The organism is Microbacterium gorillae (genome assembly GCF_000826185.2).
GTDB lineage: Bacteria > Actinomycetota > Actinomycetes > Actinomycetales > Microbacteriaceae > Microbacterium > Microbacterium gorillae.
The window spans coordinates 84,436-98,402 of the sequence record NZ_LN648873.1 but is presented as its reverse complement, the minus strand read 5'-3'; the positions used below and the strand labels follow the sequence as shown (position 1 = coordinate 98,402).

General features: G+C 71.0%; 11 protein-coding genes. 10 read left to right on the top strand and 1 reads right to left on the bottom strand.

The annotated features are described in order from the left end of the window. Positions 1–48 precede the first annotated feature (48 nt). On the bottom strand, positions 49–423 hold the full coding sequence (locus BN1193_RS03440) for a hypothetical protein (protein ID WP_040164106.1): 375 nt from the start codon (positions 421–423) through the stop codon (positions 49–51). 396 nt (positions 424–819) lie between these two features. Here BN1193_RS03440 and BN1193_RS03435 point away from each other — a divergent pair, with 396 nt between their 5' ends. The 10 genes from BN1193_RS03435 to BN1193_RS03390 all read left to right on the top strand — a co-directional run bounded on the left by BN1193_RS03435 (position 820) and on the right by BN1193_RS03390 (position 13,964). Further along, positions 820–1,965 carry a serine hydrolase domain-containing protein gene (locus tag BN1193_RS03435; protein ID WP_040164104.1) on the top strand — a complete coding sequence of 382 codons (1,146 nt, stop codon included), beginning with the start codon at positions 820–822 and terminating at the stop codon, positions 1,963–1,965. 85 nt (positions 1,966–2,050) lie between these two features. After that, positions 2,051–2,794, top strand: a complete 744-nt coding sequence (locus BN1193_RS03430) for a hypothetical protein (protein WP_094770255.1) — start codon at positions 2,051–2,053, stop codon at positions 2,792–2,794. Then, positions 2,794–4,344, top strand: coding sequence for a DNA polymerase Y family protein (locus tag BN1193_RS03425; RefSeq protein ID WP_040164103.1), 1,551 nt, complete (start codon positions 2,794–2,796; stop codon positions 4,342–4,344). The genes BN1193_RS03430 and BN1193_RS03425 overlap by 1 nt, the downstream gene beginning before the upstream one ends. Continuing rightward, complete coding sequence (locus tag BN1193_RS03420; protein WP_040164101.1) at positions 4,344–7,736, top strand: error-prone DNA polymerase; 3,393 nt, start codon at positions 4,344–4,346, stop codon at positions 7,734–7,736. Before BN1193_RS03425 ends, BN1193_RS03420 begins: the two co-directional genes overlap by 1 nt. A gap of 18 nt (positions 7,737–7,754) precedes the next feature. Further along, positions 7,755–8,528 carry a DUF998 domain-containing protein gene (locus BN1193_RS03415; RefSeq protein ID WP_052460391.1) on the top strand — a complete coding sequence of 258 codons (774 nt, stop codon included), beginning with the start codon at positions 7,755–7,757 and terminating at the stop codon, positions 8,526–8,528. 104 nt (positions 8,529–8,632) lie between these two features. Next, positions 8,633–9,355 (top strand): ABC transporter ATP-binding protein, encoded by a 723-nt coding sequence (locus BN1193_RS03410; RefSeq protein ID WP_052460465.1) that lies wholly within the window; start codon positions 8,633–8,635, stop codon positions 9,353–9,355. Then, positions 9,352–10,674 carry an FtsX-like permease family protein gene (locus BN1193_RS03405; protein ID WP_040164599.1) on the top strand — a complete coding sequence of 441 codons (1,323 nt, stop codon included), beginning with the start codon at positions 9,352–9,354 and terminating at the stop codon, positions 10,672–10,674. The genes BN1193_RS03410 and BN1193_RS03405 overlap by 4 nt, the downstream gene beginning before the upstream one ends. 200 nt (positions 10,675–10,874) lie before the next feature. Further along, the gene (gene fepB, locus BN1193_RS03400) at positions 10,875–11,864 is read left to right on the top strand and encodes a Fe2+-enterobactin ABC transporter substrate-binding protein (RefSeq protein WP_230206398.1); all 990 of its coding nucleotides are present in this window, start codon (positions 10,875–10,877) and stop codon (positions 11,862–11,864) included. Between the two features lie 43 nt (positions 11,865–11,907). After that, entirely contained in the window at positions 11,908–12,927 is a 1,020-nt protein-coding gene (locus BN1193_RS03395) for a FecCD family ABC transporter permease (RefSeq protein ID WP_094770254.1), read from the top strand. Beyond that, entirely contained in the window at positions 12,924–13,964 is a 1,041-nt protein-coding gene (locus tag BN1193_RS03390) for a FecCD family ABC transporter permease (protein ID WP_040164100.1), read from the top strand. The genes BN1193_RS03395 and BN1193_RS03390 overlap by 4 nt, the downstream gene beginning before the upstream one ends. The last annotated feature ends 3 nt before the right edge of the window (positions 13,965–13,967 follow it).

The following is a 13,967-nucleotide window of genomic DNA, read 5'->3' as shown; positions in this document are numbered from 1 at the left end:
CGAGCGCCTCGGCTACACCTCAGCGGTCCAGAGGAACGAGAACGGCGATCACTGCGTGCACAGCGCGGCCACCGCGCCCTGCGCCATGCCGAGCAGCTCGTCGGGAATCTCACCCGGGAAGGGATTCAGCTGGTCCACGGTGGCGCCCTCAGCGATCTGCGTGCACCCGTCCGCCACCGCCTCCGAGATCTGCTCGTCGGAGAGGTCCACGCCGTGCTGTGCCGCGACCTGACGGATCACCTGGTAGGCCAGCGCGGTGTCCACGGTGGGAGCGGGATCGGGGGCCGCCAGGTGGGCGGGGCCGGCGCAGGCGTGCTGGTGGCGGGAATCGGCGTCGCCGCGGCCGTCGGCGTCGCCGTGACCTGCGGCGGAGCGGTCGCCGTGGACGGACCGGCCGCCGATTCGTGGGACGCGACGGCGCACCCCGCGAGGGTGAACACGAGCACCAGGGGAACGATCGCTTTCATCGCGCGCATGAGAGGGATCTTATCCGACGCTGGATGTGGACCTGCACGCCGGAGGGGAAGGACCCGGGCGGGTCGAGGGGACGAAACCCGCCCGGGTCATGCCGGACAGGGGGCTGTCCGGTTCGCCGGTCTCGCTCCCGACCGAGGTCGGGTCTCGCAGCGCGAGCGCGAACGATGTCACCATCATGAGTGCGCTCTCATACATTTGCAAGCGCGACGCGCCGGTCAGAGGATCGGCGTGAACCAACCCACCAGGTGTCGACGAAACAGGGCCCCTCCCATCCCGAGCGAGAGTGGCGCCAGGGCCGTGGCCTCGCGACACACTGTCGCTCGGACCACCTAGGCTCGCTTCATGCAGGGACTGGAGACGGCGATCCGCACGGCGGTCGCGGACGGCATCCCGGGCGTCATCGCAGGAGTGACGGACCGGACCGCGACGACCTGGCTCGGAGCCGCCGGGGTGCGTCGACTGGGTGAAGACGAACCGGTGGGCACCGACGACGTGATCGCACTGTATTCGGCGTCGAAAGCCGTGACGGCCACCGCCGCGCTGCAGTGCGTGGAGGACGGGCTGCTCGACCTCGACGCCCCGGCGAGTGAGTACCTGCCGGAGATCGCCGAGGTGCCGGTGCTCGTCGATATCGACGCGGACGGCGATGTGACCACGCGCCCGCCGCGAACGCCGATCACCGCGCGGTCGCTGCTGCTGCACACGTCCGGCTTCGGCTACGACATGTTCGACCCGCGTCTCGCCCTGCTGGCGCGCCGGCGTTCCGCGAACGGTCGCACCGCGCCGCGCGACGTCCTGCACACGCCGCTGCTGCACGACCCGGGCGAGGCCTGGACCTACGGCATCTCCCTGGACTGGTTGGGACTGATCGTCGCAGCGGTTCGCGGGCAGCGCCTCGAGGACGTGATGCGTACGCGCATCTTCGAGCCGTGTGGGATGACCTCGACCTCGTTCGACGTGTCGGCGGACATGCGAGCGCGTCTGGTGCCACCGCATCTGCGTCGCCGGGACGGCACGCTGCGCGCGTCCGGCGCGCAACCGCCCGAGCAGGCCGAGGTGGACATGGGCGGGCAGGGCCTGTTCTCCACCGTGCCTGATTTCCTCGCCTTCCTGCGGGTCTGGCTCGGTGACGGCTCCGCGCCGGGCGGCCGGGTGCTGCGCGCGGAGACACTGGAGTGGGCACGACGGAGCGCTCCCGGCGTGACGGTGCATCCCCTGCGCACGGCGATCCCGGCCCTGACTCTGGATGCAGACCCGACCCGCGGACACCCGCACTCGTGGGCGTACTCGTTCCTGCATCAGGACGTCGACATCCCGCACGGACGTCGGGCCGGGACGCTGTCGTGGGCGGGGCTCGCGAACGTGCACTACTGGATCGATCCCGCTTCCGAAGTGGCGGCGATGTGGACCGCGCAGCTGATGCCCTGGTTCGACCCCACCGCGCGGTCGGGCCTGGAGAGCTTCGAGGACGCCGTCTACCGCACCTGAGAATCCTCCGACGCGAATGTCGGATGTACGAGTTATCTTGTTCGAGCACATTGCAGTTATCGAACATAGTTTCTAGGATTCTCGTATGGCACTCGCTCGACGCTCCGACCTCGGCCCCCTGGCCGATGAGGTGCAGCGCCTGCGCGGTCAGATCGACTCGATGCAGCGCCGACGAGCCGATACCGCGGTCGTTCCGGTCGCCCCGGAGCTGACCGCGCTGTTTCCGGACGGCGGTCTTCGTCCCGGGTCGACGTACGCCGTGGAATCCTCCACCAGCCTGCTGCTGGCGCTGCTGAGTGAGCCCTCGCGGGCGGGGTCCTGGTGCGCCGTGCTGGGTCTGCCCACGCTCGGCGCGGAGGCGGCCGCAGGCTACGGCGTCGTGCTCGACCGGCTGGCGCTGGTGCCGGATCCGGGCGATCGCTGGGTCTCGGTCGCGGCGGCGCTGGCTGAGGTGGTGCCGGTGATCGCGGTGCGACCACCCGCGCGCCCGCACGACGCCGAAGTGGCACGACTGAGCGCACGCCTGCGCGATCGCGGCGGTGTGCTGCTGATCCTCGGCGACTGGGCCGGAGCCGATGTCGCCCTGCGGCTCAGCGACGCGCACTGGAGCGGCACCGAGCACGGTGCGGGGGTGCTGCGCTCCCGCTCGGTCGAGGTGAGCGCGCGGGCCCGCCGCTCCCCCGGGGCCCGCCGCGTGCGCGTGCAGCTGCCCGGCCCTTCCGGCGCGCTGCAGGCCCGTCCGCAGCGGACGCTCACGCCCGTCCCGACGCCCGCGACCGATGAACTGTCCCGTCGCCGTGCCGCGCGCGCGCTCGCGGGGGTGTCCTGATGCCCGCCCCGGTCCGCTCCCTGGTGCTGTGGTTCCCGGACTGGCCCGTCACCGCCCTCTCGCTGAGTTCGCCCACGCCCCTGGACCCCGCCGAACCGGTCGCCGTCGTACGCGCGAACACCGTGGTGGACTGCTCCACCGCCGCGCGCGCCGAGGGAGTCCGGCGGGGTCAGCGCCGCCGCGACGCCCAGGGCGCCTGTCCGCGGCTGCGGATCGTGCCGGACGATCCCGGCCGCGATGAACGGGCGTTCCTGGCCCCCGTGCGCCACATCGAGGAGATCTCCCCGGGGGTGCAGGTGCTCCGCCCGGGGTTGTGCGCCCTCCGGGCGCGCGGACCGGCGCGCTACTACGGCGGCGAGGACACCGCCGCCCGTGTCATCCTCGACGCCCTCGCCGGCATCGGCCTCTCCGGTGTTCGCGCCGGGGTCGCGGACGGACCGTTCACCGCCGAACAGGCGTGCCGGGTGCACGCCGACTCCGACATCCGCATCGTTCCCGCCGGTGAGTCCGCCACCTTCCTCGCCCCGCTGCCGATCATCGCGCTGGAGGATGCGGCGCTGGCGGACATGCTCTCCCGCCTCGGGGTGCACACGCTCGGCGAGTTCGCCGCGCTCGAACTCACGCGGGTGCGCGACCGCCTCTCCGAACGCGGTGTCCGCCTGCACGCTCTGGCTTCGGGGGCCGACTCCCGTCCGGTGACCCCGCGCGTCCCGCCACCCGAGCTCGCCCGCGAGATCGCGTTCGAGCCGCCCGTGGAACTGGCGGACCAGGTGGCGTTCGCGATCCGGCAGACCTGCGATGACGTCATCTCCGGTCTCGCCGCAGTCTCCCTGGTGTGCACCGAGGCTCGCATCGAACTGCACGACGACCGCGGGGGCATGGCCGATCGGCTCTGGCTGCATCCCACCTGCTTCGACGCGGCCGCGCTCGTGGACCGGGTGCGCTGGCAGCTGCAGAGCGTATGGGAGGACACCGCCCCCGTGCTCTCCGGCGGCATCACCGCCGTGCGCATCATCCCGGAGACCGTGGACGCCAGCGCCCACCACCAGCCCGGGCTGTTCGGTCAGGGCACTGACGCCCGGCTGCATCACGCGCTCTCCCGGGTGCAGGGCATGCTGGGTCATCGCGCCGTGCTGGTTCCGGCGATCGGCGGCGGGCGACGCCTCGGCGACCGGCAGACGCTGGTGCCGTGGGGCGATCGCACCGTGCTGGCCCGCGAACCGCACCGTCCGTGGCCCGGCCACCTGCCGGCGCCGCTGCCGAGCACGGTGTTCGATCACCCCGTCAGCGTCAGCGTGCTGGACGTCGACGGCACCGCGGTCACGGTCGACGAGCGCGACGCGATCAGCGCGGAACCCGTCCTCCTGCTCACCGCATCGGCGGAACGCCGGATCTCCTCCTGGGCGGGGCCCTGGCCGCTGCACGAGCGGTCCTGGGACGCCGCGCAGGCCACGCACGCGCATCGGTTCCAGGTGGTCGCCGACGATGAGACGGCGTGGCTGCTGCTGCTGGACGAGTCCGGGTGGCACGCCGAGGGACGGTACGACTGATGGGCTTTCAGAATCCGCCGATCTCGTGGAATCGCCTCGAACGGGCTCTGAGCGGTACCCGCGAGCCGTCCGCCCCGGTGGGTGCGGACGGCGGCGACAGTCCGGCGTGGAGCCGCAAGCGCGGCGACTACTCGCCCCCGGAACTCCCCGTACCCGAGGACGTGCTGCCGTACGCCGAGCTGCACGCGCACTCGTCGTTCTCCTTCCTCGACGGCGCCTCCTCCCCGGAGGAGCTGGTGGAGGAGGCCACCCGCCTCGGGCTGCACGCCCTGGCGGTGACCGATCACGACGGCTTCTACGGCATCGTCCGGTTCGCCGAAGCCGCGGAGGCGACCGGGCTCGCGACCGTCTTCGGCTCCGAGCTGTCGCTGGAGCTGCCGAAGCCCCAGAACGGTGAAGCCGATCCCGTCGGGTCCCACCTGCTGGTCCTCGCCCGCGGCGAGGAGGGCTACCACCGCCTCGCCGGCGCGATCACGCACGCGCAGCTGCGTGGGGCGGAGAAGGGCCGCCCGGTGTACGACCTGGATGAACTGGGTGCCGCGTCCGGCGGCGAGTGGGCGATCCTCACGGGGTGCCGCAAGGGCCCCGTGCGCCGGGCTCTGGCGGAAGAGGGCATTGATGCGGCCGCGACGGAACTGGACCGACTCATCGCTCTGTTCGGACGCGAGAACGTGCATGTCGAACTGACCGATCACGGCGACCCGTGGGATTCCACGCGCAATGACGCCCTCACCGAGCTCGCCGCGCGCTGGAATCTGCCGACGCTGGCCAGCACGAACGCGCACTATGCCCGACCGCGTGATGCCGGGCTGGCCGAGGCGGTCGCCGCGGTGCGGGCCAACCGCAGCATGGATGAACTCGATGGCTGGCTGCCCGCGCACACCGGGGCGCACCTGCGCTCCGGTGTGGAGATGCACCGGCGCTTCGCCCGCTATCCGGGCGCGGTCGCCCGCACCGTGACGCTGGCCGACGAGCTGGCTTTCCCCCTCCGCCGCGCCCGTCCGGCGCTGCCGAAGCAAGCGGTCCCGGACGGGCACACGCCGATGAGCTGGCTGCGTCACCTCGTCTGGGAGGCCGTGCCGCGCAAGTACCCGAATCTGCGGGACGCCGACCGGGAACGCATCGGCCGGGAACTCGACGTCATCGAGAAGAAGGACTTCCCGGGCTACTTCCTGATCGTGCACGGCATCGTGCAGGAGGCGCGTCGGCGCGGCATCCTCTGCCAGGGTCGGGGCTCTGCCGCCAACAGCGCCATCTGCTACCTGCTGGACATCACCGCCGTGGACGCGATCGCCTACGAGCTGCCGTTCGAACGATTCCTGTCGACTCTCCGCGACGAGGAGCCGGACATCGACGTGGACTTCGACTCGGACCGCCGCGAGGAGATCATCCAGTGGGTGTACGGGCAGTACGGCAGAGAACGTGCGGCCCAGGTCGCCAACGTCATCCAGTACCGGCCGAAGAACGCGGTGCGCGACATGGCACGCGCTCTCGGGTTCTCCCCCGGTCAGCAGGATGCCTGGTCCAAGCAGGTGGAGCGGTGGGGCGCGGACCTGTCCAGCGAGGGCGGCCACGACATCCCGGATCAGGTGGTCGACTACGCCACGCGGCTGCTGAAGGCGCCGCGGCACCTCGGCATCCACTCCGGCGGCATGGTCCTCACCGATCGTCCGGTCGGCGAAGTGGTGCCGGTCGAGCACGCGCGAATGGAGAACCGCACCGTCATCCAGTGGGACAAGGACGACGCGGCCTGGATGGGGCTGGTGAAGTTCGACCTGCTGGGCCTCGGCATGCTGGCGGCGATCCAGCACTGCTTCGACCTGATCCGCGACAGCACCGGGGAGGAATGGGAGCTGGCCACGATCCCGAAGGAGGAGGCCGCCGTCTTCGACATGCTCTGCCGGGCGGACTCGATCGGTGTCTTCCAGGTGGAATCGCGGGCGCAGATGGGGCTGCTGCCGCGGCTGCAGCCGCGCCGCTTCTACGACCTCGTGATCCAGATCGCACTGATCCGCCCCGGTCCGATCCAGGGCGGTGCGGTGCATCCGTTCGTCCGACGCAAGATGGGGCACGAAGAGGTGACCTACCCGCACCCCAAGCTCAAGCCGGTGCTCGAGCGCACCCTCGGCATTCCGGTGTTCCAGGAGCAGCTGATGCAGATGGCCATGGCGATCGGCGACTGCACCGGCGAGGATGCCGACCTGCTGCGTCGCGCGATGGGGTCCAAGCGGGGCCTTGAGCGCATCGAGAGTCTGCGGGAGAAGCTCTATGCGGGGATGGCGCGCAACGGTCTGGTGGGTGAGGCCGCGGACGCGATCTACACGCGCATCCAGGCGTTCGCGAACTTCGGGTTCGCTGAGTCGCACTCACTCTCGTTCGGTCTGCTCGTCTACGCCAGCTCGTGGATCAAGCTGCACTACCCCGCCGCGTTCCTGGCCGGGCTGCTGCGTTCCCAGCCGATGGGGTTCTACTCCCCCGCCACCCTCGTCGCCGACGCGCGTCGGCACGGGGTGCGTGTGCTGCGACCGGATATCGTCCGCTCCGCCGCCCTGGACGGCGTCGAACTCGTGGGCGATCGTCCGGACCCCACCGGCCTCGAGGGCTGCACCCACCGCGTGCAACCACCGGTGGGGCTCTTCGACCCCCACGCTCCGGACGTCTGCGCGGACCACCGCCGTGACGGTGCCTGGGCGGTTCGCCTGGGACTGGCGAACGTCACCGGCCTCGGCGCGAGCACCGCTCGACGAATCGTCGCCGCACGCGACGCCGAGGGCGCGTTTCGCGACCTGCACGATCTGGTCCGGCGCACCGGTATCACCGAAGCTCAGGTGGAAGCCCTGGCCACGGCCGGGGCGTTCGAATGCTGGGGACTGACCCGCCGTGAGGCGCTGTGGGCCGCCGGCGCCGCGGCGCAGGATCGGCCGGAGTTCCTGGCCGGCACCGTGATGGCGGTGCAACCACCGCTGTTCCCGGACCCCACCAGCTACGAGACTCTCGCCGCGGATCTGTGGGCGACCGGCGTCTCCACCGAGGACCATCCGATGACGCACTTCCGAGCTCAACTCGACGCCCGCGGCGTGATCACCTCCACCGAGATGCGCAGCCACGAGTCCGGGAGACGAGTGGAGGTGGCGGGGCTGGTGACCCACCGGCAGAGGCCGGCGACCGCCTCCGGCATCACGTTCCTCAATCTGGAGGATGAGCACGGCCTGGTCAACGTGATCTGCTCGACGGGCGTCTGGAACCGGTATCGCCGGGTGGTGCGTGAGAGTCCCGCCCTCATCGCCCGCGGCATCCTGGAACGCTCCACCGAAGGCGTGACCAATCTCATCGCCGATGCGTTCACCGACCTGCGTGTGGGTGTCACCCACTCCTCCCGCGACTTCCGATGATCCGCATACAGTGGCGCTATGGCGAACAGCACGACGAACACGCGCGACCGCGTGTCGGACCGGCTCGCGCTCGGAGCCCTGATCGGCCTGCTCACCGCGACCGGCGCGATTCTGCTGCTGCACGTGCTGCCGCCCACCGCCGCGATCGACCCGATCCGCGTGACGGTGAGCGAATACGGACGCACCTCCCTCGCCTGGCTCTTCAACGGTGCCGTTCTGCTGCTCGCCGCGAGTTCCGTGGCAGCCCTTGCGGCGCTGGTGCGTCGCGGCTTCTGCCGCCCGGTTTCCGTTCCATCGCTCCTGATGCTGCTGTGGGTCGTGGGACTGATCGGGGTCGCCGTGTTCACCAAAGCCGACTGGGCCACCGGGGCGACGTGGACGGGCCTGGCCCACCGGGCGATGGCGGTGATGGCCTTCGTGTCACTCCCCATCGCCGTGCTCATCATCGCCACCCGTCGCCTGCGTTCGCGCCCGCCGCGGCGGATGAGCACGCCGCTGATGCTCGCCGTGTTCTTCACCCTGCTCGCCATCGCGGCGGTGGTCGGACTCGGCGTGTTCGTCGGCATCGGCGAGGCCGTGGGCTTCGCCTGGTGGACCATGATTCCGCTCGGGCTGATCGAGCGGACGCTGATTCTCGCGGAGCTGGCCGCCCTGGCGATGCTGCTGCTCGAGACACGCAGGCCCATGATTCCGCTCGGGCTGATCGAGCGGACGCTGATTCTCGCGGAGCTGGCCGCCCTGGCGATGCTGCTGCTCGAGACACGCAGGCCCCCACGCTCACGGCACCCCTGACCCCTCCCCGGCGACGGGTCAGTCATCCCGGAGGATGATCGCAAGCGTCGCATCTGCATCCCGCGCACGACGACATGCGCGCCACGGATGACGAGGCTGGATGCATGACCCCGATTCTCCAAGCCACCGGACTCGTGAAGACCTACGGACCGACCACCGCGCTCGCCGGCATCGACCTGAGCGTCAGTGCCGGCGAGTCCCTCGCGATCATGGGCGCCTCCGGGTCCGGCAAAACCACCCTCCTGCACGTGCTCGCCGGCATCATCACACCCGATGCCGGGCACGTCATGCTGCGCACTCCGACCGGTGCGCTCGATGTCGCCACCCAGTCGGACGCCGAACGATCCCGCTTGCGGCGGGAGAGCTTCGGCTTCGTGTTCCAGGAAGGACTGCTGCTGCCCGAACTCACCGCCGTGGAGAACGTCGCGCTCGCCCTGATGCTCACCGACACCCCGCGCGCAGCGGCGGAGGAACGCGCCCGGCGCTGGCTCGGCACGCTCGGTCTCGCCGGCCTCGAAGACCGTCGGATCGGCCAGCTCTCCGGCGGTCAGGCGCAGCGTGTGGCCATCGCCCGAGCCCAGGTGACCGGCGCGCCGGTCGTGTTCGCCGACGAGCCGACGGGCGCCCTGGATTCGCGCACGTCAGCCGACGTCATGTCGGCCCTCCTGGACGCGACGACCGGACAGGGACGCACGCTGGTCGTCGTCACTCACGACAACACCGTCGCCGCTCGCTGTTCACGCATCATCCGCGTGCAGGACGGCCGCGTCAGCGGTGAGTGGGCGGCCCCCGCACGCTCGACCAGCCCGGTCGGAGGCGCGCGATGACCCTCCGACTGCTGCGGCTGTCGTTCCGGAACGCTCCGGGCTCGCGAGCGACACTCGCGCTGCCCGCCATCGCCTTCGCGATCGTCACGGCGCTCGTGATCGTCGTGATCGGCGGGGCACAGTCCTTCTTCCGGTGGGACGACCCGGACGCGATCAACTACCAGCTGATGGCGGCGATCGCCCTCACCCTGCTCCTCGTGCCGATGATGACCCTCGGCGGCGCGGCCGCCCGACTGTCCGCCCGCCGCCGGGACGACCGCCTGGCGACGCTGAGGTTGCTCGGGGCCACGGCGGACACGGTCCTCCGCCTGACGGTGCTCGAGTCGGCCATCGTCGCCCTGTGCGGCGCGCTCGGCGGCGTGGTGCTCTCGCGGCTGATCCTGCCGCTGATCTCCCTGATCCACTTCCGCGGAACCGCGCTCGGACTCGCCGGCGTCATCCCGCCCTGGTGGGGCTTCGTGCTGATCGTCGCGGGCATCGTCGCGATCGCGGTGCTGAGCTCTCTGCTGAGCCTGCGCGCCGTGGTCGTGTCGCCGCTGGGCGTGCGCACGCGTCAGGACGCCCCACGCATCTCGGCCGTCCGCGTCCTCATCGCCGCCGCCGTCGTCATCGTCGCGTTCGTCGCGATCAATCTGGCGACCGGGATGTCCGAGGTTCTCCTCGTCTTCGCCGCCATCATCGGAGGATTCGCCGCAACCATGGGGATCCTGAATCTCATCGGCCCCTGGGTGCTGCACCGGATCGCGCTGCGCGGTGCCCGCCGCGCCAAGAACCCGTTGCGACTGATCGCGGCGCGTCGCGTCGCCGAGGATCCCAAGGCCGCCTGGCGCCAGGTGTCCGGTATCGCGATGACGAGCTTCATGGCCGTCGCCGTCGGCAGCGGCCTCTCGCTGATCGCGAGCATCCCGGACGCCAACGCGGACGGCGCGGCGGCCACGCTCATCGGCGACATCGCCACGGGCCTGCTGATCACCGTCGTGGGGTCGTTCCTCATCGTCGCGTGCGGGGTCGGCGTGGCTCAGGCCGCGGACGTCCTGGATCGACGGGAGCTGTCGAAGTCCCTGATCATGCTCGGCACGCCGGAGACGCTCCTGGACCGAGTTCGCCGCCGCGCCGTGCTCAGCCCGCTGCTGATCGTGAGCCTCGGGTCCGCCGCCATCGCCGGCATCCTGCTGTTCCCGGTGGTCGGGATGTCGCTGATCTTCACGCCGTGGACCGCGCTGATCCTTGCGATCGTGATCGGCGGGGGCGTCATACTCGTCCTGCTCGCGGTGGGCACCACCCGCCCGCTCCAGCGTGCCGCGGTCGCGATGGTCTGAGCCGGACCGAACGCGGCGGGGATGCCTGTGCACCCCCGCCGCGTTCGACGTCCCGCGGGGTGCCCGCCGACACCGTCGACGACAATTGTTGGACAGCGAGAAAGATAGGTTAGGCTTACCTCACTAACTCCAACGCGCGTGATCGGCAGACGCCGCCGCGCCGGGAGAAGACTCCCCACCGGAAGGACCCCATGTCCGTCATGTCCCGTTCCTCGCGCCTGATCGGAGCCGGCGTCGCCGCGCTGCTGGCCGCCACGGCCCTCGCCGGTTGCTCATCGAGCGCCCCGGCCGCCGAAGCCGAGACCGCCCCGACCGAGAACGCCGCAGCCGAATCCTGGCCCCGCACGTTCGAGAACGCCGACGGCACGACCACCGAGATCCCGGCCCAGCCGGAGAGCATCGCCTCGACCTCGGTCACCGTCACGGGAACGCTGTTGGCCATCGGAGCACCGGTGACCGCGTCCGGCGCGGCCGGCAACGGCAAGTTCTTCGCGCAGTGGGCGGACATCGCACAGGAGGAGGGCGTCAGCACTCTCTGGCCGGCCGGCGAGGTCGACCTGGAGGCCGTGCACGGCGCCGCCCCCGATCTGATCGTCGTGTCCACCTCCGGTGCCGATTCGGTCGCCGACCAGGTCGCGCAGCTGCAGGAGATCGCGCCGACCATCGTCGTGGACTACGGCGGGCAGACCTGGGAGCAGCTCGCCGAGCAGCTCGGTGAGGCCCTCGGCATGGAGAAGGAGGCGGAGGAGACCGTCTCCGCGTTCGACGCCTACGTCGCTGACGCCGCCACCAAGATCACCGTCCCGGCCGGCGCGGCGAACATCGTCTCGTACAACGGCGCCGGCGAGGACAACCCGATCGGCAAGACCACGGGCCCCCACGCCAAGCTCCTGCAGTCGCTCGGGTTCACGATCGAGGAGCCCGACGCCGCGTGGCACACGCAGGCCAACCAGCGTCAGGACTTCGTGTTCGCCAGCTTCGAGAACCTCACCCAGCTGACCGGCGAAACCACCTTCGCCCTGAGCGTCGACAACGAGGGCGCGAAGGCCCTCGCCGCTGATCCGGTGCTGGCCAACATTCCCTCGGTCAAGGCCGGCCAGGTCTACGGCCTCGGCGCGAACTCGTTCCGCGTGGACAAGTACAGCGCGACCGAGATCGTCGACGGCGTCGTCGCCAACTTCGCCAAGTGATATCCGGACGGCGTCGGCTGCGGCCGACGCCGTCCGCTCTCTCATGCAGCACCGTTCCTCCCCTCTCGCCCGCCGCCGCCGGCTGGGCGTGCTCGTCATCGGCGCCGTCATCCTCATCGGCCTCTTCGTGAGCATCGTCGTCGGCACCCGCGACATCTCCCCCGCCACCGCTGTGGACGCCCTGTTCCGGTTCGATCAGACGAACTCCGAGCACCTCCTCGTCGTGCTCCAGCGCATCCCCCGGACCCTGCTGGCCGTGGTCGTCGGCATCTGCCTCGGCATCGCGGGCGCCATCATGCAGGCCCTCACCCGCAACCCGCTCGCCGAGCCGGGCATCCTCGGCGTCAACGCCGGCGCGGCGGTCGCGATCGCCTGCGGCATCTCGTTCTTCGGCATCACGGACGTCACCGGCTACATGTGGCTCGGGATGCTCGGCGCCGCCGTCACCGCCGCCGCCGTGTACCTGCTCGGCGGTGTCCGTCGCGGCACCAACCCGGTCCGGCTGGTCCTGGCCGGCGCCGCACTCACGGTGGTGCTGATGTCCCTCACCCAGCTCGTGCTGATCAACGGTGAGGAGAGCGTCTTCGACCGCTACCGCCACTGGATGGTCGGCTCCATCTCCGGCCGCGGCTATGACGTGCTGATCGTGACCGCCATCGTCGCGGCGACCGGCGTGGCGTTGGCCGCCCTGTTGGCCCGACCGCTGGATTCCGCGATGCTCGGCGAGGACCTCAGCCGCTCGCTCGGAGCGAACCCGACCCGCATCTGGCTGGTCGCCGGACTCGTCGTGGTGCTCCTGGCCGGAGCCGCGACCGCCGCTGCCGGCCCCATCGCCTTCCTCGGCCTCGCCGCGCCGCACCTGGCCCGCCTCCTCGTCGGCGTCGACCACCGCTGGGTGCTGCCGTACTCCGCGCTGATCGGTGCCGCGCTCATGGTCGTCGCGGACATCCTCGGCCGCGCGATCCCGGCCACCGGTGAGATCGGTGTCGGCATCATGGTCGCCGTCCTGGGTGGACCCTTCTTCGTGATCCTCGTCCGCCGCCGCCGGATGGCGCAGCTGTGAGCGCCCCGGACCGCTTCCACGTGCTGCGATTCGGATCGCTCTCGCTGCGCGTGCAGCCGCGCCTGGCGATCGTATCCGCGGTGCTGCTGGTGCTGACCGCCGTCCTCGGCGTCATCTCACTCACGGTCGGCACCCTCGCCATCCCGTTCGGCGACGTCCTGGCCACGCTGTTCGGCGATGCGCCGGACGTCCGCACCGACCGGGTCGTGCTGGGGCTGCGCCTGCCCCGCACCGTCACGGCGATCTTCGCCGGTGCCGCCCTCGGTGTCTCCGGCGCGATCTTCCAGTCGGTGTCCCGCAACGCGCTGGGTTCGCCGGACGTGATCGGATTCACCACGGGTGCGGCCACCGGCGCGATCGTGCAGATCGTGGTGTTCCGGGCGTCCGCGCTCCAGGTGTCCATCGCCGCGGTGGTCGGCGGGCTGCTCACCGCCGTCGTCGTCTACCTGCTCTCCCGCAAGGCCGGGGTGACCGGCGGGTTCCGCCTGATCCTCGTCGGCATCGGCGTGGGTGCGGTGCTCAGTGCGGTCAACAGCCTGCTGCTGGTCACCGGCGATCTCGATGACGCCACCTCCGCCAATCTGTGGCTGGCCGGGTCCCTCTGCGCGCGCACGTGGATGCACGCATTGCCCGTGCTGATCGGCACCGTGGTGCTCATTCCGATCGTCGCGCTGCTGGCGCGGCGGGCGACGCTGATGGAGATGGGCGATGACCTCGCGCAGCAGCTCGGCATCCGGGTCGAGCCCACGCGCGTCGGTCTGATGCTGCTCGCGGTCGCCCTCGCCGGACTCGCCACCGGCGCCGCCGGCCCGATCGCGTTCGTGGCACTCGCCGCACCGCAGCTCGTGACGCGCCTCACCCGGTCCCGCGCCGTGCCGGTGGTCAGCGCCGCCGCGATGGGCGCGGTGCTCCTGGTCCTGGCCGACACCGTGGCCCAGACCCTGCCGATCAACGCAGCCCTGCCGATCGGTCGGATGACCGGCATCATCGGCGGCATCTACCTCATCTGGCTCCTCACCCGCGCGAAGCAGGTGTGACGT